The 17,594-nt window shown below is 75.0% G+C and carries 16 protein-coding genes; 9 read left to right on the forward strand and 7 right to left on the reverse strand.

Annotated features, from left to right (window positions below):
* The first annotated feature begins 96 nt into the window (after positions 1-96).
* The 5 genes from KMZ30_RS05220 to KMZ30_RS05240 all read left to right on the forward strand — a co-directional run bounded on the left by KMZ30_RS05220 (position 97) and on the right by KMZ30_RS05240 (position 7,340).
* Positions 97-1,662: a glycosyltransferase gene (locus KMZ30_RS05220; RefSeq protein ID WP_308279646.1), complete on the forward strand. Its 1,566-nt coding sequence runs from the start codon at positions 97-99 to the stop codon at positions 1,660-1,662.
* Positions 1,662-3,644, forward strand: a complete 1,983-nt coding sequence (locus tag KMZ30_RS05225) for a glycosyltransferase family protein (protein WP_215512303.1) — start codon at positions 1,662-1,664, stop codon at positions 3,642-3,644. Before KMZ30_RS05220 ends, KMZ30_RS05225 begins: the two co-directional genes overlap by 1 nt.
* A gap of 77 nt (positions 3,645-3,721) precedes the next feature.
* The gene (locus KMZ30_RS05230) at positions 3,722-4,699 is read left to right on the forward strand and encodes a DUF4397 domain-containing protein (protein ID WP_215512304.1); all 978 of its coding nucleotides are present in this window, start codon (positions 3,722-3,724) and stop codon (positions 4,697-4,699) included.
* Positions 4,699-5,853: a glycosyl hydrolase family 8 gene (locus tag KMZ30_RS05235; RefSeq protein WP_215512305.1), complete on the forward strand. Its 1,155-nt coding sequence runs from the start codon at positions 4,699-4,701 to the stop codon at positions 5,851-5,853. The genes KMZ30_RS05230 and KMZ30_RS05235 overlap by 1 nt, the downstream gene beginning before the upstream one ends.
* Complete coding sequence (locus KMZ30_RS05240) at positions 5,850-7,340, forward strand: class F sortase (RefSeq protein ID WP_215512306.1); 1,491 nt, start codon at positions 5,850-5,852, stop codon at positions 7,338-7,340. The genes KMZ30_RS05235 and KMZ30_RS05240 overlap by 4 nt, the downstream gene beginning before the upstream one ends.
* 19 nt (positions 7,341-7,359) lie before the next feature.
* Here KMZ30_RS05240 and KMZ30_RS05245 read toward each other — a convergent pair whose 3' ends face one another.
* Positions 7,360-7,989: an alpha-ketoglutarate-dependent dioxygenase AlkB gene (locus KMZ30_RS05245; protein ID WP_215512307.1), complete on the reverse strand. Its 630-nt coding sequence runs from the start codon at positions 7,987-7,989 to the stop codon at positions 7,360-7,362.
* A 52-nt stretch (positions 7,990-8,041) separates the two neighbouring features.
* Positions 8,042-8,545: a MarR family winged helix-turn-helix transcriptional regulator gene (locus KMZ30_RS05250; protein ID WP_215512308.1), complete on the reverse strand. Its 504-nt coding sequence runs from the start codon at positions 8,543-8,545 to the stop codon at positions 8,042-8,044.
* A 124-nt stretch (positions 8,546-8,669) separates the two neighbouring features.
* Between KMZ30_RS05250 and KMZ30_RS05255 the strand changes: the two genes are divergently transcribed.
* Positions 8,670-9,461 (forward strand): SDR family NAD(P)-dependent oxidoreductase, encoded by a 792-nt coding sequence (locus tag KMZ30_RS05255; protein WP_215512309.1) that lies wholly within the window; start codon positions 8,670-8,672, stop codon positions 9,459-9,461.
* A 21-nt stretch (positions 9,462-9,482) separates the two neighbouring features.
* Here the strand turns inward: KMZ30_RS05255 and KMZ30_RS05260 are convergent, their stop codons facing one another.
* The 5 genes from KMZ30_RS05260 to KMZ30_RS05280 form a co-directional block, all read right to left on the reverse strand.
* On the reverse strand, positions 9,483-10,100 hold the full coding sequence (locus KMZ30_RS05260; RefSeq protein WP_308279647.1) for a TetR/AcrR family transcriptional regulator: 618 nt from the start codon (positions 10,098-10,100) through the stop codon (positions 9,483-9,485).
* 61 nt (positions 10,101-10,161) lie between these two features.
* Positions 10,162-11,103 (reverse strand): SDR family oxidoreductase, encoded by a 942-nt coding sequence (locus KMZ30_RS05265; RefSeq protein ID WP_215512310.1) that lies wholly within the window; start codon positions 11,101-11,103, stop codon positions 10,162-10,164.
* A gap of 32 nt (positions 11,104-11,135) precedes the next feature.
* Complete coding sequence (locus tag KMZ30_RS05270; RefSeq protein WP_215512311.1) at positions 11,136-11,876, reverse strand: SDR family oxidoreductase; 741 nt, start codon at positions 11,874-11,876, stop codon at positions 11,136-11,138.
* A 209-nt stretch (positions 11,877-12,085) separates the two neighbouring features.
* A complete protein-coding gene (locus KMZ30_RS05275; protein WP_215512312.1) occupies positions 12,086-13,501 on the reverse strand; it encodes a peptide ligase PGM1-related protein in 1,416 nt (471 codons plus the stop codon).
* Between the two features lie 78 nt (positions 13,502-13,579).
* The gene (locus KMZ30_RS05280; protein WP_215512313.1) at positions 13,580-14,746 is read right to left on the reverse strand and encodes a M15 family metallopeptidase; all 1,167 of its coding nucleotides are present in this window, start codon (positions 14,744-14,746) and stop codon (positions 13,580-13,582) included.
* Between the two features lie 423 nt (positions 14,747-15,169).
* On the opposite strand from KMZ30_RS05280, the gene KMZ30_RS05285 reads away from it, so the two are divergent.
* The 3 genes from KMZ30_RS05285 (at position 15,170) to KMZ30_RS05295 (ending at position 17,508) form a co-directional block, all read left to right on the forward strand.
* The gene (locus tag KMZ30_RS05285; RefSeq protein ID WP_215519884.1) at positions 15,170-16,183 is read left to right on the forward strand and encodes a hypothetical protein; all 1,014 of its coding nucleotides are present in this window, start codon (positions 15,170-15,172) and stop codon (positions 16,181-16,183) included.
* Positions 16,184-16,382: 199 nt separating this feature from the next.
* On the forward strand, positions 16,383-17,078 hold the full coding sequence (locus KMZ30_RS05290) for a response regulator (protein WP_215512315.1): 696 nt from the start codon (positions 16,383-16,385) through the stop codon (positions 17,076-17,078).
* A 40-nt stretch (positions 17,079-17,118) separates the two neighbouring features.
* Complete coding sequence (locus tag KMZ30_RS05295) at positions 17,119-17,508, forward strand: response regulator (RefSeq protein WP_215512316.1); 390 nt, start codon at positions 17,119-17,121, stop codon at positions 17,506-17,508.
* Positions 17,509-17,594 lie beyond the last annotated feature (86 nt).

Genomic DNA, 17,594 nt, shown 5'->3' on the forward strand with positions numbered 1-17,594 from the left:
GAAGCACCCATGACCGGTCGCGTTCTGTAGCAGGGGCGTGACGCCGCCCGGCACCGGCGCCGGACGTCACCCGCAACCGATCAGCAGGGGCCCTTCGTGCGTCATCGCATCGCTCTCGTCTGCCTGTCCTCCGTCGCCCTCCTCCTCCCGACCTCCACGGCCCTGGCCGCCGAGTCGCCGCGCCCGGCGGTGTCGAGCACCGTCTCGGACGCCGGCCCGAGCCCGGTGCTGCCCGAGCAGGGCGGCTCGCTCGCCGACCCGCTGGGCGGAGGCATCCCGGCGGTGTCGGACCCGTCGACGAGCCAGGCACCCGTCGAGGTGCCGCCGCAGCAGGCGTCGGTGTCCGAGAACCCGTCCAGCGTGCTCGGGTGGGCGAGCATCCTCCTGCTCGTGCTGGTGTCCTTGGTCCTCTCGGGGGTCGCGTTCACGACGCTCGCGTGGATGCTCCACGCCTGGCGCACGCCGGAGGGCCTGCGCGCCACCCGGTTCGGCGGACGCTCCAGCCGCGAGACGCCGCTGCGCTTCAGCCTGCTGGTCCCGGCACGCCACGAGGAGCAGGTCCTGGGGGACACCCTCGACACGCTGAGCGCGCTCGACTACGGCGACCTGGAGATCATCGCGATCGTCGGTGACGACGACGAGGGCACGGCCGCCGTCGCGCACGCGGCCGCGAAGCGCCACCCCGGCCGCGTCCGGGTCGTCGTCGACTCCAGCGTCCCGAAGAACAAGCCGAAGGCGCTCAACACGGCGCTGCGCGAGGTGACCGGCGACGTCGTCGGCGTGTTCGACGCGGAGGACGAGGTGCACGAGGACCTCCTCGCCCACATCGACGCGCGCTTCCACGAGACGAAGGCCGACATCGTCCAGGGCGGTGTGCAGCTGATGAACGTGCACACGACGTGGTGGTCGATGCGCAACTGCCTCGAGTACTACTTCTGGTTCCGCAGCCGGCTGCACTTCCACGCCGGGCAGAGGTTCATCCCGCTCGGCGGCAACACCGTCTTCATGCGCACCGACCTGCTGCGCGAGGTCGACGGCTGGGACCCCGAGTGCCTCGCCGAGGACTGCGAGATCGGCGTGCGCGTCTCGACCCGCGGCGCCACCGTCGCCGTCGCCTACGACCCCGAGCTCGTGACCCGCGAGGAGACCCCGGGCGCCCTCCCGTCGCTCATCAAGCAGCGCACGCGCTGGAACCAGGGCTTCCTCCAGGTGCTGGCCAAGGGCGTCTGGCGCGAGCTGCCGACCGCCCGCCAGCGCCTGCTGGCCCGGTACACGCTCTCGATGCCGTTCCTCCAGGCCTTCACCGGGCTGATGATCCCCGTCTCGATCGCCCTCGTCGTCTTCGCCAAGGTGCCGACCTGGGTCAGCCTCGTCACCTTCCTCCCGCTCGTCCCGACCCTCGTCACCCTCGCCGTCGAGGCCGCCGGCCTCCACGAGTTCGGCCGCGCCTACGACGTGAAGGTCCGCCTGCGCGACTACGTGGTCCTCGTGCTCGGGGCCTTCCCCTACCAGGTGCTCCTCGCCGGCGCCGCCGTGCGCGCCGTCTGGCGCGAGAAGAAGGGCCAGCGCGGCTGGGAGAAGACGGAGCACAGCAACCTGCACCGCACCCCGGCCCCGGCCCTCGCCCCGGTCGTCGAGCTCGCCGAGCGGAAGGCCTCCTGATGACCGTCATCGACCGCCCCACCACGACCACCGAGTCCACGCCCGAGGCGGCGACGCCCGAGGCCTCCCGCCTGCGGCGCGCCTGGCGACGCGCGACCGACCGGCGCGGCGACCTGGTCGTCCTCGGGCCGCTGCTCGTCCTCGCCGGCGTCGTCATGCGCATCGGGCTGTACAGCGCCCCGCAGCGCATCGACGACGAGGGCACCTACGTCGCCCAGGCGTGGGCCGTCTTCCACCTCGGCGAGCTGACCCACTACACGTACTGGTACGACCACCCGCCGCTGGGCTGGCTGCAGATCGCCCTCTACACCGAGCTGACCGGCGCCTTCGGCCGCGCCCCGAACGCCGTCGGCGCCGGCCGCGAGCTGATGGTGCTGCTCGCGCTGGTCAGCGCCGCGTTGCTCTGGGTGCTGGCGCGCCGCCTGCGGATGCCCCGCTGGGGCGCCGGGCTGGCCGTGGCCCTCTTCACGCTCTCGCCGCTGGCGGTGCAGTTCCACCGCACGGTCTACCTCGACAACGTCGCGACCCCGTGGCTCCTCGGGGCGTTCGTCCTCGCGCTCAGCCCGCGGCGCCGGCTCGGTGCCTTCGCGGCGGCCGCGGTCTGCTTCGCCGTCGCGGTGCTTTCGAAGGAGACGACCTTCCTCCTCTTCCCGGTGCTGGCCTACCTCCTGTGGCGCCGCAGCCGGGGTGGCACCCGCCGCTACGCCGTCGCGGTCTCCGCGACCCTCTTCGTCCTCATGGGGACCTTCTACGTCCTCTTCGCCGCGCTCAAGGGCGAGGTCGTGCCCGGCCAGGGGCGCACGAGCCTCCTCGGCGGCGTCTTCTACCAGCTGTCCGGCCGCGAGAGCAGCGGCAGCATCTTCGACCCCGAGTCGCTCGGCCACCGGACCGTCGCCATCTGGCTGCAGCTCGACACCGTCCTCCCGGTCGTCGCGGTCCTCGCCACGCTGCTGGCACTCGCCGTCCGGCGGCTGCGCCCCTTCGCCGTCGCGATGATCGTCCTCCTCGCGATGCTCGTGCGCCCGGGGTACCTCCCCGTGCCGTTCGTCGTCGCGCTGCTCCCGCTCGGGGCGCTGCTCGTCGCGGGCGTCGCGACCACGCTCTGGGAGAGCCGGCCGACCCGCCTCGCGGGCCGTCGGGTCGGCCGACTGGGCGCCGGCGTGCTCGTCGCCGTCGGGCTCGGGCTCACCGCCGTCGCCACGCCCGCCTGGGCCGGCCAGCTGCGCGGCCTGATGATCGCGCCGCTCGACCAGCCGATGACCGACGCGACCGTGTGGATCGCGCAGAACGTGCCGTCGGACGAGCGCATCCTCACCGACGACGCGCTCTGGGTCGACCTCGTCGAGCAGGGTCGTGACCGCAGCGACGTCGTGTGGTTCTACAAGCCCGACACCGACCCGGCGGTCCCGAAGGGCGCCGACGCCTACCAGTGGGTCGTCTCGACCGACTCCGTCCGCAGCGACCCGCGCTCCTTCCCGACCCTCGCGGAGGCGCTGGAGCGCAGCGTCCCGGTCGCGGCCTTCGGGACCGGAGAGCGTCGCGTCGAGATCCTGCGGGTGCAGCGCGCCGGCACCGACCCGGCCGTCCTCGAGCAGCAGCGTGCCGCGGCGGCCGCGGCCGGCCAGCAGCTCGTCGCCAACCCGGCCATCACGACCTCGACGGCCGCGCGCGACGCGCTCCTGTCGGGCCGGGTCGACCCGCGGCTGCTCACCGTCCTCGCCTCTCTCGGAGCGCAGCACGCGCTGACCCTCGAGGCGCTGCCGCAGCCCGCCCCGGAGGAGGCCGCCGGTGCCGCGCGCCGCACGGTGACCATCACCGAGGTCGACGGCGGCGCCGCCGTGCCGGACTCGGCGGCGGCCGCCGAGGTCGCGCGGGTGTCCGCGGAGCGACCTGCCCCCTACCGCGCCGACGTGCGCTTCACCGAGGCCGGGGCCGACACCCCGCCCGCCCTCGTCCTGTCCTGGCCCCGGGCGACCCGATGACCCGCCAGGCCACCACCCCGACCCGTTCCACCAGGTCCGCGACGCGCGACCTGTCCGCCCCCGGAGAGAGGAACATCATGCACGCCACCACGCCACACCGGACGCCCCGCGTCCTCGCGGTCCTCGCGGCCGCGGTGGCCCTCGCCGTGGGCGCCTTCGCGCCGTCGGCGTCCGCCGCCCCGTCCGCCGCCCCCGCCGCCGATGGCATGGCCACGGCCTGGGTCCGTGCCGCGCACCTCGTCCCCGGCATGGGGGAGATGACCATCAGCCTCGTGCCGTTCGCCGGTGCGGCGGCCGGCGACGTCACCAAGCCCGGTGTGCCGGAGGCCGACCAGCAGGACGGTGCCCGCGTCGTCGAGCCCGCGGCCGGTTACGGCACGGCGGGTGACTACCGCCAGATCCCGCAGGGCCTCTACACCGTCACCGTCCGTCCCGCGGGCGCCGCGGCCGACGCCCCGCCGGTCCTCACCGGCACCGTCGACGCCAAGGCCGACCAGGCGTACACGCTGGCCGCGCTGGGCAGCAAGACCTCGCCGCGCATCCAGGTCCTCTCCGACGACCTGCGGCCGCCCAAGCCGGGGACCGCGAGCGTGCGGCTGCTCCCGGCGGCCACGCGGGCCTCGGCCGTCACCGTCGCCGCGCAGAACGGGCCGACGGTCGCCGACGGCGCGAAGTTCGGCACGCCCACCGGGTACGCCGCGGTGCCCGACGGCCCGTGGACCCTCGACGTCAGCACCACGACGACGAGCGGCGGACGCGCCATGCAGGGCAGCAGCACCACCGGCAAGGTCGACCTCGCGAGCGGCGGCGTCTACACGCTCCTCGTCCTCGACTCCACGAGCGGCGAGGGCGTCACCCTCGAGCCGGTCGTCGACGCCCAGGGCGTCGCGACCGCCCCGAAGGACGGGGTCCAGACCGGGGGCGGCGGCATGGCCACGCGCCCGGCCGACCCGCGACTGCTCGGCGGGCTCGGCCTCGCCGCGGCCGGCGCCTCCGTCCTCCTCGTCCTGGCCGCGCGTCGGCGCTCCGCCGTCCCGTCGACGCGCCGCGCCTGATGCGCTCCGTCCGGGGCCCGCTCGTGCTCGTCGGGGTCCTCTCCGTGGCGGTCGCCACGGTGCTGGCCCTCGTCGTGACCGGGTGGTCCCCCGGCGGGGACACCCCACGGGCCGCCGCCCCGACCGCCGACCCGTCGGCCTCGGGGTCGGCGCTGCCCGCCGGACCCGACCTCGCCGCCCGCTTCGTCGACGCCTACGTCGACGCCGACGGGCGGGTGGTCCGCCGCGACCAGGGTGGTGACACCGTGAGCGAGGGGCAGGCGTACGCCCTGCTGCTCGCGGCCGCGGACGGCGACGAGCGGACCTTCGACCGGGTCTGGGGCTGGACGCGCGCGAACCTCCTGCGCCCGGACGGCCTGCTGTCGTGGACGTGGGCTCGGGGCGCCGTCGTCGACGCCAACTCGGCCGCCGACGCCGACGTCGACGCGGCGCACGCCCTCGTCGTCGCCGGCGAGCGCTTCGAGCGGTCCGACCTCACGGCGGCCGGGCGGACGCTCGCGACGGCCGTGCTCGACCACGAGACGGCGCAGACCTCGCTCGGGCGGGTGCTGCTCGCCGGGCAGTGGGCCGACACCGAGCCCTACCGGGTCAACCCCAGCTACTCGGCCCCGGCGGCGTACGCGGTGCTGGGCCGGGCCACCGGGGACGCGCGCTGGGCGGAGGTCGCCGACGGCGACCGGGCCGTGCTCGCCGCCCTGCTCGACGAGGCGCCCCTCCCGCCGGACTGGGCGCAGGTGGGCCCGGACGGCGCGGTCGACGCGATGCCCCCGCCCGGAGGAGGCGACGTCGCCTACGGCCTCGACGCCCAGCGCGTCGCCGTCCGCTACGCGGTGTCGTGCGACGCCGACGACCTCGCCCTCGTCAAGCGGCTCGGGGCTGCCCTTCCGCGGGCGAGCGCCGACGTCCGCGGGGTCTACGACCTCGGCGGCACCGCGACGGTCGACTGGCAGCACCCCGTGGCGCTCGTGTCGGCGGCCGCGGTCAGCGACGCCGAGGGCAACGCCGGCCCGGCCGGCGAGCTGCTCCGGGCGGCCGCCGACCTCGACACCCGCGCGAGCACCTACTACGGCGCGGCCTGGGCCGCCCTCGGGGAGGACCTCCTCGAGGACCCGACGACGCTCGGCATCACGTGCCGGCAGCAGGAGACCCGATGACCCCCGACACCACGCCCGTGACGTCCGCGCTCGTCGTCGTCCCGACCTACGACGAGCGGGAGTCCGTCGAGCGCGCGGTCACCCGGGTCCTCGCCGCCGACGCGCGCACCGAGGTGCTCGTCGTCGACGACGGGAGCCCCGACGGGACCGCCGACCTCGTCGCGGCGCTCGCCATCGACGAGCCCCGGCTGCACCTGCTGCGCCGCAGCGGCAAGGGCGGGCTCGGCAGCGCTTACCGTGCGGGCTTCGCCTGGGCGCTCGAGCGCGGGTACGACGCCGTCGTCGAGATGGACGCCGACCTGTCCCACCCGGCCGACCGGCTCCCGGCCCTGCTCGACGCCCTCGGGGACGCCGACCTCTCCATCGGCTCCCGCTGGGTGAAGGGCGGTGCGACAGAGGGCTGGCCGCTGTCCCGGCGACTGCTCTCCCGTGGCGGGAACCTCTACGTCCGCCTGATGCTGGGGCTCGGCGTCGGTGACGCGACCGCGGGGTTCCGCGCGTTCCGGCGATCCGCGCTCGAGACGATCGACCCCGCGAGCCTGGCCAGCGAGGGCTACGCCTTCCAGATCGAGTCGACGTACGTCGCCCGCCGTCTCGGGTTGCGGCTCACCGAGGTCCCGATCACGTTCACCGAGCGCGCCGAGGGCACCTCGAAGATGAGTGGCCACATCGTCCTCGAGGCGCTGCTGCGGGTCACCGGCTGGGCGTTCGGGGTCGGTCGGCCCCCGGCCTCCCGGCGCCGGGCGGTGCTGGCCCGCAGCGGGTCGGCCCCGGCGGTGGGGCCGCTCGCACGCGTCGCCGCGGTGCTCGCCGCGCTCCTGCTCGTCGGCGGGGTCGCGCTCGCGGCGCAGGCGGCGACGCACCCCGAGCCGGCGAGCCTGGCCCCGCTCCCCGCTCGCACCGCGGTGCCGTCGCCGAGCGCGTCGGCCTCGGCTGCCCCGGCGTCCGGCGGGGCGGGCGGGGTGGACGCGTCGGAGGGCGCCCAGGCCCGCGACCCCGGCTCGAACGACGCGTCCATCCCGGTGCCCGCCGCCGGCTCGGACACGCCGGCGGCACAGCAGCCGGTCGCCATCCGCATCCCGTCCATCGGGGTCGAGTCGCGGCTCATCGACCTCGGGATCGCCGAGGACGGGACGATGCAGGTGCCCACCGACCCGGCGCTCGCCGGCTGGCTGACCGGGGCCCCGGCGCCCGGCGAGCGCGGCCCGGCGGTCATCGCCGGCCACGTCGACACCCACGAGGGGCCGGCGGTGTTCTACCGGCTGCGCGAGCTCGAGCCCGGCGACGCCATCGAGGTCGAGCGGCGCGACGGCACGACGCTGACGTTCACGGTCCGTCGGCTGGAGAGCTTCGCGAAGGACGACTTCCCGACCGCCCGCGTCTACGGCCCCGCCCCGGGGCCGGTGCTGCGCCTCATCACGTGCAGCGGCGACATCGACCCGGTGAGCGGGCACTACGTCGACAACACCGTGGTGTTCGCCTCCTGACCGGCCGGTGGCGCCCGCCTCATCGGTCGGGGACGGCCTGGCTCGAGGCGGCGAAGTTGACGCTGATGCGGGGGCCCGACGCCGCGCCCTGCTTGGGGACGCAGTGCCGCCAGTCGGTCTGGCAGCGGCCGCCCATGACGACGAGGTCGCCGCCCGCCGGGCGCAGCCGCCGGCTCGGGCCGCCCTCGGTCGGCCGGAGGAGGAAGTGCCTCGGCGCCCCGAGGCTGAGCACCGGGACGACGCACTCGCGCCGACGGGCCGAGGCGCCGTCGCCGTGCCAGCCGGTGCTGTCGCGGTGGTCGCGGTAGAGGTTGAGCCAGAGCCGGTCGTAGGCGATCCCGTAGTGCTCGCCCAGCTCGCCGGCCAGCTCGCGCAACCTCGACGGAGCCGCGCGCACGTCGGGGTACTCGGCGGTCAGCCGCGGCTCGGTGACGACCTCGTCGTACATCCGGCGCCGCCGCTGCTCCCACCCGGGCAGGGCGAGCAGCTCGACGAACAGGTCGTCGGCGCCGGCGAGCCAGCCCGGCACGTGCTCGACCCACGAGTGCTCGTCCAGACGCAGCCGCTGCGCCGACGCGAACGACACCCCGGAGCCCGTCCTGCCGGTCCCGTCCTCGTCCTCGAAGAGGGGCAGGGGCACGTCGGTCATGCCCCACGACTACCAGCGGGCACCGACAACAGCCTGTCGGGTGGCGACGCGGTCAGCCCCGGGGGGTCTCCGGTGGGACGGCCCAGCCGCCGTCGTCGCGGATGGCCCGGACGATGCGCCGGCTGGCCTCGCGCAGCCCGCGGGCCTGCGCCGCCGTGAGCCGGTCGAGCACCAGGTCGTGCACGAGCCGGACGTGGCCGGGCGTGGCCTGCTCGACCTTGTCGCGCCCGGCGGCCGTCAGGGTGGCGAGGGTGTAGCGACCGTCCCCGGGGTCCGGTGACCGGCGCAGCCATCCGCGGGACTCCAGCCGGGTCGCGGCCCGGGACAGCCGCGAGAGCGTGCTGTTGGCGTACCCGGCGAGGACGCTCAGTCGCAGCTCGCCACCCTCGGCCTCGGCGAGGGCGTAGAGGACGCCGTACTCGAAGTGCGTGAGGTCGGCGTCGCGCTGGAGCTGCGCGTCGAGCGCCGCCGGCAGCCACTCCAGGACGGTGGCCAGCGAGGCCCAGGTCTCGAGCGCCTCGCCCGTGAGGCGCTGCGGGGCGGGGGAGTCCGGCATGCCCGCAGCCTACGCATCCGTAGCCGGTCCACGATGCTCGGTGACTTGCTTGGGCAAGTCATCCGACCTACAGTGACTTGCTCAAGCAAGTAATGTCGGCCGTGGGCCGAGGACGGAGAAGAGCGTGGACCTGCACCTGGCCGGCAAGCGGGCGTTCGTCAGCGGCGCGACCCGGGGGATCGGGTACGCCGTCGCGCGAGGGCTGCTCGACGAGGGCGCGGAGGTGGTCGTCAACGGCCGTGACGAGCGGCGGGTGGCCGAGGCCGTCGAGCGGCTGCGGGCGCACCGTCCGGACGGGCGCGTCAGCGGGATCGCCGCGGACCTCGCGGACGCCGCGCAGGCGGAGGGGCTGCTCGCCTCCCTCGGGCCGGTCGACGTCCTCGTCAACAACGTCGGGGTGTTCGAGGTCGCGCCCCTCGAGGACCTGCGTGACGAGGACTGGCTGCGGTACGTCGAGATCAACGTCATGAGCGCGGTTCGGCTGTCGCGCAGCCTCATCCGGCCGATGCTCGATCGCGGATGGGGGCGCATCGTCTTCGTCAACACCGAGTCCGCGGTCGACGTCCCCGCCGACATGCTGCCCTACGGCGTCAGCAAGGCCGGGGCGCTCGCGCTCGCCAACGGCCTGGCCAAGCTGACCCGGGGGAGCCGCGTGACGGTCAACACCGTCCTCGGCGGGCCGACGTGGTCCGACGGCGTCGCCGACGCGGTGGCGGAGGTGGGCCGGGCACAGGGCGTGGCGGTCGACGACCTGCGCGCCGCGATCGTCGGTCCCGACCACCGCGGTCTCCTCCAGCGGTTCATCGAGCCCGACGAGATCGCCTCGCTCGTGCTCTACCTCGCGAGCCCGCGCTCCTCGGCGACGAACGGCGCGGCGCTGCGGGCCGACGGCGGGGCGCTGCCCACCATCGTCTGACGTCGCGCCGCCGCCCGGGCGTCAGCCGGAGGTCGAGCGGCGGCCACCGGCCCGGCGGGACGTAGGGGCGGCGACCAGGCCGGGGGCGAGGTGGTCGAGCAGCCGGTCGGCGAAGGCGTGGTCGAGGGGCCGGTCGGGGATGAGGAGCCGGTGGTAGCAGGCGCCCCACAGCTGGTCCACGACCGTCTCGGGGTCGACCCCCTCGCGCAGGCCGCCCTGCCGGCGCGCTGCCTCCATCCGGTCGACGGCGAGGGCCCGGCGCGGGCCGGCGTACGTCGACAGGTAGGCCTCCTGGAGGACCGGGTCGCGCTGCCCCTCGGCGATGAGGCCGCGCAGCACGTCACCGGCCGGGGTCGTCGTCAGCAGGTCGACGAAGGCGTGCAGCTGGGCGCGCAGGTCCGCCACGAGGTCACCGGTGTCGGGGAAGGCGAGCACGGGCTCGACGGTCGTGAAGTAGCCCTCGAGCGCGAGCGCGCCCTTGGAGGGCCAGAGCTTGTAGATCGTGACCTTGCTGGCGCCGCTCTCGGCCGCCACCCGTTCGATGGTGAAGCCGCCCATCCCCTCGTCGAGGAGGAGGCGGCCTGCCGCCGCGAGCACGTCGCGGCGGACCTCCTCGGTCGGACGGCGGCCTCGGGGCACGGACCCTCCTTCGGGGGGCGGCGGTCGGTTCGGGGACGAACGTACACAACGGCCGGTGCGGTCACCGGGCGGGGGAGAGCAGGTCCTCGAGGCCGATCCGGCGGTAGAACTCGGTGCGGACGCGGTCGCCCACGGCGTTGACGACCTCGGCGCCGTCGTCGGCCGGGTCGACGTGCACCCGGAACGGGCGCGAGCCCTTCGGCGTCGCGACCAGACCAACGATCGCCTCGGCGACCGCGTGCGGGTCCTGGTCGTCGGGGGCGAGGGCTGCCAGCCGCTCGCCGACCTGGTCCATCAGGCCGGCGTACTCCGCCTCGTAGGCAGCGGCGACCGCGGCGTCCTCGGCGTGGCCGGCGTTCGCGAAGTGGTTGGTGCCGACGGTGAAGGACCCCGGCGCGACCATGGAGGTGTCGACGCCGAAACGCGCGAGCTCGGCGGCGTAGCTGACGGCGAGCGCGTCCATCCCGGCCTTGGCCGCGAAGTACGGCGCGAGGTAGGGCGGGGTGCCGCCGCGGGTGCTCGAGGACCCGACCCAGACGACCAGCCCGTCGCGCTGCGCGCGCAGGTGCGGCAGGACGGCCCGGTTGACCCGCTGCGTGGACAGGACGTTGACGTCGTAGGCGGCCGCGAGCTGGTCCGGGGTGAAGGCCTCTGTCGGGCCGAGCACCATGTGGCCTGCGTTGTGGACGAGGACGTCGATGCGTCCGGAGTCCTCGACGACCCGCTGGACGGCGGCGTCGACAGAGGCCTGGTCGACGACGTCGAGCTCGACGGGTCGCAGGTCGACGACGTGCTCGGCGGCGTAGGCGGTGGCGTCGGATGCCGCTTGCCGGTTGCGGCCGGCGAGGTCGCGCATCCCGGCGTGGACGGTGTGGCCGGCGTCGGCCAGGGCGCGGACGGTCATCGCGCCGAAGCCGCTCGACGCGCCGGTGACGAGGACGACGCGAGGTGTCGTCCCGCCGCCCGGGGTGCTGCCGAGGGTGGTGTCGTGGGTTGTGCTCATCGGGTGCTCCTCCTGTCGTGGGGTGGTGTGTCTCAGGCGATCCCGCCGTTGACGTAGATGACCTGGCCGTTGACCCAGCGGGCCGGGCCCGCGAGGTGCGCGACGGTCTCGGCGATGTCCTCCGGTCGGCCGAGCCGCTCGAGGGGCGCCATCGCGGCGAGCCCGTCGACGGCCTCCTGGGGCTTGCCCTCGAGGAAGAGCGGGGTCGCCGTGGGGCCGGGAGCGACGGCGTTGACCGTGATGTCCCGGCCGCGCAGCTCCTTGGCGAGGACCATCGTCACTGCGTCGACCGCGCCCTTCGTGGCGGCGTAGGCGGCGTAGGTCGGCAGGGCCAGCCGCACGACGCTGCTCGAGAAGGTGATGATCGCGCCGCCGTCGCGGACCCGGCGGGCCGCCTCGCGCGCCACGACGAAGGTGCCGCGCACGTTGGTGCGGTGCATCGCGTCGAGGTCGTCGAGGTCGAGCTCCGCGAGCGGGGCCAGGCGCATGACGCCGGCGGTGTGGACGAGGACGTCGACCCCGCCGAGCGTGCGCTCGACCTCGTCGAACATCGCGGCCACCGCGGACTCGTCGGCCACGTCGGCCCCGACGACGAGGGTCGGGACGTCGTGGCGGCGGGCGAGGTCCGCGACCTCCTCGGCGCGCTCACGGTTGCCGGCGTAGTGCACGGCCACGGCGAACCCGTCGGCTGCCAGGCGCTCGACGACAGCGGTGCCGATGCCGCCCGAGGCGCCGGTGACGAGAGCGGTGCGGTGGGTGGTGGGGGCGCTCATGGTGACCTCCTGTGAAATGAACGATTGGTTCATTAAAGCACAAGTGAACGCAGCGTTCAATTACTTCGCGCTCGACAACCCCGCACGTGCGGGGTTGTCGCTATCCGAACCGAGGCCGGAGCGCGGATAGCCCGCACGTGCGGAGTTGGCGCCGTCCGGAGTCGTCGCAGACCGCGAAAAGCCCGCACGTGCGGGGTTGGTGGAAGGGGCTAGGCCCTGCGGAGGGTGGCCGACGCGGCGTCGAAGAGACGCTCCGCCTCGTCCGCGGTCCGCCCGATCGCCGTCGCCCCCACGGTTCCCCGATCCTCCAGCGAGGGGAACATGTGCAGGACCACGCCGGTCCGCGCGGCCGGGTCGAACGCGAGCCCGGCCGTCTCAAGCGCGTCGATGACCCGGCCGGCCGCGACACCCCGCCCGACCTCGACGTCATCACTCGAGCGGTAGTGCCGCTCTCCGCCGTCGACGGCCCGCCACCGGCCGGCCCCGGCGTCGTACCGGCCGGGCGCGAGGTGGCGCAGCGCGGCGTGCGAGTGGCTCGTCCCGCCCTTGCGCAGGTTGAGGTCGACGGCCACGAGCCTCCGCCCGAAGGATCCGCGGGCCGCGGCGACGTCGACCGAGAGCCATCCGACGGCGCCGCGCTCGGCGAGGCGGCGCGCCACGGCCGCCGCGTGCCCGGCAACCTCCGCCGCGTCCTCGGCGTCGGCGGGGAATCGGCTGCCGACGAAGACCTGCCCGTCCAGCCCGCCGAGGAGCTGCTCGTGCGTGGAGCGGACGACCACCTCCCCGTGGCGGGTGATCTCGACCTGGGCGCTCGGGCTGGACACGACCTCGCCGGTCACCATCTCCTCGACCACGCCGCCGAGCGACAGGTCCCGCAGGAAGGTGGCCGGGGCGAGCCGCGTGAGAGCGGCCACGAGGGCGTCGTCGGGCATCGGGCGGCCCTCGTCGTCCCGCACCGTCAGGACCAGGTTGCCCTCTCCCGCACCGGAGTTGTCGAGCTTGACGACCACCCGCTCGAGCTGCGGCGCCTCCCTCAGGATGGCCCGCACCGCCGCCGCCACCTCGTCGAGGCCCCGGACGTCCTCGACCCCCACCGGGACGGGGACCCCGGCCTCCCGGAACAGGCGGCGCGAGGCGCTCTTGAAGCCCAGCGGCCACAGCTCGGCGGGCCCGCCGTTGAGCGGGACGCCGAGGGCCTGCGCGACCGCGACCTCGTCGACCGTGACGTTCCACGGCTCGATGACGGCCGGGGTGGCGCCCACCTGCCGGCGCAGCCGGTCGAGGAGGTCCGGCCGGTCGAGCAGCTTGGCGGCGATGCCGCGCGGGCCGTCGTCGGGCACGACGAGGCACGTGACCCGGCGGCGTGCGTCGTCGGGGTCGTCGGGACGCGCGAGGCGCGCGTAGTGGTCGAGGACCTCCGGCGCCGGCTCGCTGCTCGTGACGACGACCACCCGCGCCGCGGGGTCGTGCGCCGTGAGAAGGCCGTCGAGGAGGGCGCGGTGCTCCAGGGCCGGCAGGTGCGACGCGTGCCGCTCGAGCAGCCGGGCCGGCATGCTGTGCGAGGGCAGCGAGACGACGACGTGCTCACCGGACGGCGGGCCGTCGGGCCGCGCGGGGACGCTCATCCCGACCACCCTAGGGGCGGGACGGCACAGGGCCGGTCGCGGTGGCGACCGGCCCTGCGGCGTGCTGAGAGGCGCGGGTCAGCGCTTCTTCGTCACGGCGATCTCGTCGCCGACGTCACCGACGTAGCCGGTCGCCCCGGGGTAGGTGAAGCGGTACGTCGACGACTGCTCGCGCTCGGCCTCGGACCACACGTAGCCGTCCTCGTCGGTGCGCAGCGACTCGACGGGCGTCCACGTCGTCGAGCCGGCGAGCCGCCGCTCGAGCGTCACCATCTGGTCGGCGACGGCGTCCCGGCCCGGCGTCGTCAGGCGTCCGACGACGAGCGGGTGCCGACGGTCCCGGACGTAGCGACCGGACAGCTCGGTCACGGTCGACAGCAGCCGGACGCCGTAGGTCGGCTTCGCCGTGGTGGAGCCGGCGAAGGTGAAGCGGACGTAGACCGGCGACTCGGGGGTGTCGGTGTAGGAGACCCGACCCTGCGAGTCGGTCGTCGCGGTGCGCACGGTGGTGTACGTCGAGGAGTCGGCGGCGCGCGTGGCGATGCTGACGCGGGCGCCCGGCACGGCCTTGCCGGTGCTCTTGACGCGCAGGGCGAAGGTCGCGGTCCGCGGCCAGGTCCCGGTGACCGACAGGGACGCCGCGGTCACGGCCTTGCTCTTGACGGGCGCGGGCGGCGGCGGGGGCGGCGGCGGAGGCGTGGGGGTCGGCGTGGGAGGCGTCGTGGGGACGTAGGTCCCGAAGTACTGCCAGTGCCACGGCTCGGGGTTGGAGCCCTTGGCGACGGCCCAGCTCGGCTGGGCCCAGCCGTACTTCTTGCCGGCGGTCGTCAGCCACTTGTACCGGGTGCCGGTGTACGTGCCGATGCTGCAGCCGAAGTCGACGGCCAGACCCCATCCGTGGGTGGAGGTGCCCGGCTTCGCCGCCCGGGGCGAGCCGTACTTCTTGAACAGCGAGACCTGCTTCGTGTACGAGCGGTAGCCGTCGTTGATGCAGAGGTTCGCGCCGAAGCGGGCCTTGTAGGCGGCGTTGAGCGAGGTCAGCTTGCGCGTCGCGTCGCAGCGCAGGCTGTCCTGGGTGCTCCAGGGGATGGCGCAGAGCGCGGTCGAGGGGATCTTGCCGTTGCTGTACCCGCCCCAGGCGAGGGAGGATCCGGCGGCGGAGGCGGTCGGCGCGGCGGCGGTCGCGAGGCCGAGAGCCAGGAGTGGTGCGGCGAGCAGGGTGGTGGTTCGTCTCAGGGCGGACATTTCGGGCACGTTCCTTCCGGGTGGGCCGCCTACGGAACGTGACCTGTCGGGTTGGGACGCCGGTGCGCCCCGTCCTCGTGGGAGGACTTCACCCCGAGGAGCGACTCCACGTACCTGGGCGCCCCGCCCCCACCATCACAGGGATGTCGAGGACCCCGGATGCTGGTGGGGTTCGGCGACACCCGGGCCGGTCGGAGCAGGGGTTCCGACCGACGGTGGTCCTCTCCCGACGACGCTACGAGCGGCGTCCGGCGCACGGGCGTCACCCGGAGGCGGGTGGGCCGAACGGCTCTGCGGTTCGGCCGTTCAGCCGTCCCCGACACGCCGACGGGCTACGCCTCGCGACGTCGACGCGGTGGTACACGCCGGTGACGCCGCGTCGTCGGGCCGCCGGCCGGCCCGGTGGCGGCGTAGGGTCGCCGGATGCCGCGCGACCTCCCGGTGGAGCCCGACCCCCACGGCGACGTCGTGCCGGACGCGCTCGCGTGGCACTACACCGACGGCCCCGGGCTGCTGGCCGTCCTCGCCTCGGACACCCTGTGGGCCACCGCCGCGCCGTTCCTCAACGACCGCGAGGAGGTCGCCCTCGGCGGCCGGATGGTCGTCGAGCGGATGCTCGAGGCGGGCGCGGCCCACGGGGGAGTCGCCGCCGAGCTCGCCGACCGGGTGCGGGAGGCGACCGCCCACGGTGAGGGGCCGGGCGCGGGCAGCGCGTTCATCCTCAGTGCGAGCAGCTCACCCGACTCGCTGGCGATGTGGCGCCTCTACGGCGGGACGAAGGAGTCCTACGCGATCGGGCTCGACCCCGCGGAGCCGCTGGTCCCGCTCGCCCGCCACGACGTCGACCTCCCGCCGGGACGCGACGGGGAGGTCCACCTGCGCCGGCACGGGTGGCAGCCCGTCCGCTACCGGCGTGAGGAGCAGCTCGAGCTGGTCGACGCGGCGCTCGCGCTGCTCGGCGACCTCGCCGGCGGTCCGGCCGCGCCCTTCGCGCAGCGGCCGCCCGACGACGGTGTCGAGCCGGAGCTGACCCCGGCCCTGCGCGAGCACCTGGCCCGCCACCTCGAACCCTTCCTCGACGCGCTCCAGGAGGCGCTGCTCCTCGTCAAGCACGAAGGGTTCGCGGACGAGCGCGAGCTGCGCTTCGCCGTCATGCTGCTCAGCCGCCCCGGCGAGGCGAGCAGGCTCGTCGAGGCGTCGCTCCTGTCCTACCGGGCGTCCGCGTACGGCATCGCGCCCTACCTCCGCCTCACCGGCGCGGACCCGCCCCGTCCGGACGCCCCCGTGGCCACGCGCCCGTCCCGACTCCCGATCAGGGCGGTGGCCGTCTCGCCGTCGCCGAACGGCAGCGAGGCCACGGCATCGGTGCGCACGCTCCTCCTCTCGCACGGCCACGACGTGCCGGTCCGCCGCTCGGCCATCCCCTTCCGGTCCTGACGGCTCCGCCGGGTCCGTGCCCGCCGGAACCGTCGACGTGACGCGCCCCCGCCGGTAGCGTTCGAGGTCTCGGTGACCGCGACGTCGCCGTCATCGGGGGAGGAACACCGGCGCGGCCGTGGGTCGGACTGGTGCAAATGCATCACGTCGGGTGGTGCACGGGGTTCTGGCGGGGCGACTCGGGGAGCGGGACGATGACATGACCGATGACAGGGAGCAGGACATGACACCGACGGCCGCGGCCGAGCCGCGCACGGGCACGGTCTCGGTGGTCGTCGTCGACGACCACCTGCTGTTGGCCGACGCCGTCGCCTCCGGTCTGCGGACCCGGGGGCGGGTCACCGTCCTCGACGTGGCCGCCTCCTGCGCCGAGGGGCTGGCCGCCGTCGAGCGGCACCGACCGGACGTGTGCCTGCTCGACCAGCGGCTGCCCGACGGCTTCGGCACCGACCTCGTCCCCCGCCTCCTCGCGGCGAGCCCGGACACCAAGGTCCTCCTCGTGACCGCCGACGACAGCGTCGACGTCCTCCACCAGGCGCTCGCCGCCGGCGCCGTGGGCATCGTCAACAAGGGCCAGCGGGCGGACGCCCTGCACGAGGCGGTGATGCGCGCGGCCGAGGGCATCACCATCCTCAGCGCCCGCGACGTGCAGCGGCTGCTGCCCTCGTCCGAGCGCGGGGGCCAGCAGCTCGGCGACGACCTGACGCCCCGTGAGCGCGACGTGCTGCGCCTGCTCGTCCAGGGCGTGTCGACGCGCGACATCGCGGCCCGGCTCTTCATCTCGTACGCGACGGCCCGCAACCACATCCAGTCGGTCATCGGCAAGCTCGGCGCCCACAACAAGCTCGAGGCCGTGACCATCGCCCTGCGCGAGAACATCGTGAGCGGGCCGTGAGCGCGCTGCGTGCCCACCGCCCCCTGCAGCGGGGTGTGCCGTGACGTCCACCGAGGTCGGGGTGCGGCGGGTGTTCCTCTGCGACGACCAGTTCGAGATGCGGCAGGCGCTGACCGCGGTGATCACGGCGATCCCCGGCTTCGCCGTGGTCGGCGTGGGGGAGGACGGCGACGAGTGCCGCGAGGGGCTGCGGGCCGAGGATGTCGACGTGCTCGTCGTCGACGTCAGCATGCCCGGCGGTGGGGCCGAGCTCGTGGCGGCCGTGCGGGCGGAGCACCCCGACCTCGCGATCATCTCGTTCTCGGCGCACTCCGAGCCCGAGGTGCGCGAGGCGATGCTCGCCGCCGGGGCCGACGACTTCGTGCTCAAGACCGGCCGCCTCGCCCCGTTGCGCGAGGCGCTCCTGCGCCATTCGCCTGTCGTGGAATGAGATTCGACGGGCCTGACGCCTCGACATGACGTCGCGCGCGTCCGCGCGGACCCCTAGCATGGGCCGCGACGGGGGCGTCGAGACCG

The organism is Phycicoccus mangrovi (assembly GCF_018729305.1).
GTDB classification, from domain to species: domain Bacteria; phylum Actinomycetota; class Actinomycetes; order Actinomycetales; family Dermatophilaceae; genus Phycicoccus; species Phycicoccus jejuensis.

What these genes read in the sequence shown, in the direction of transcription:
- KMZ30_RS05225 (WP_215512303.1), top strand. Translation starts at nt 1,662, where the DNA reads ATGACCGTCATCGACCGCCCCACCACGACCACCGAGTCCACGCCCGAG.
- KMZ30_RS05230 (WP_215512304.1), top strand. Translation starts at nt 3,722, where the DNA reads ATGCACGCCACCACGCCACACCGGACGCCCCGCGTCCTCGCGGTCCTC.
- KMZ30_RS05235 (WP_215512305.1), top strand. Translation starts at nt 4,699, where the DNA reads ATGCGCTCCGTCCGGGGCCCGCTCGTGCTCGTCGGGGTCCTCTCCGTG.
- KMZ30_RS05240 (WP_215512306.1), top strand. Translation starts at nt 5,850, where the DNA reads ATGACCCCCGACACCACGCCCGTGACGTCCGCGCTCGTCGTCGTCCCG.
- KMZ30_RS05245 (WP_215512307.1), bottom strand. Translation starts at nt 7,989, where the DNA reads ATGACCGACGTGCCCCTGCCCCTCTTCGAGGACGAGGACGGGACCGGC.
- KMZ30_RS05250 (WP_215512308.1), bottom strand. Translation starts at nt 8,545, where the DNA reads ATGCCGGACTCCCCCGCCCCGCAGCGCCTCACGGGCGAGGCGCTCGAG.
- KMZ30_RS05265 (WP_215512310.1), bottom strand. Translation starts at nt 11,103, where the DNA reads ATGAGCACAACCCACGACACCACCCTCGGCAGCACCCCGGGCGGCGGG.
- KMZ30_RS05270 (WP_215512311.1), bottom strand. Translation starts at nt 11,876, where the DNA reads ATGAGCGCCCCCACCACCCACCGCACCGCTCTCGTCACCGGCGCCTCG.
- KMZ30_RS05275 (WP_215512312.1), bottom strand. Translation starts at nt 13,501, where the DNA reads ATGAGCGTCCCCGCGCGGCCCGACGGCCCGCCGTCCGGTGAGCACGTC.
- KMZ30_RS05280 (WP_215512313.1), bottom strand. Translation starts at nt 14,746, where the DNA reads ATGTCCGCCCTGAGACGAACCACCACCCTGCTCGCCGCACCACTCCTG.
- KMZ30_RS05285 (WP_215519884.1), top strand. Translation starts at nt 15,170, where the DNA reads ATGCCGCGCGACCTCCCGGTGGAGCCCGACCCCCACGGCGACGTCGTG.
- KMZ30_RS05290 (WP_215512315.1), top strand. Translation starts at nt 16,383, where the DNA reads ATGACCGATGACAGGGAGCAGGACATGACACCGACGGCCGCGGCCGAG.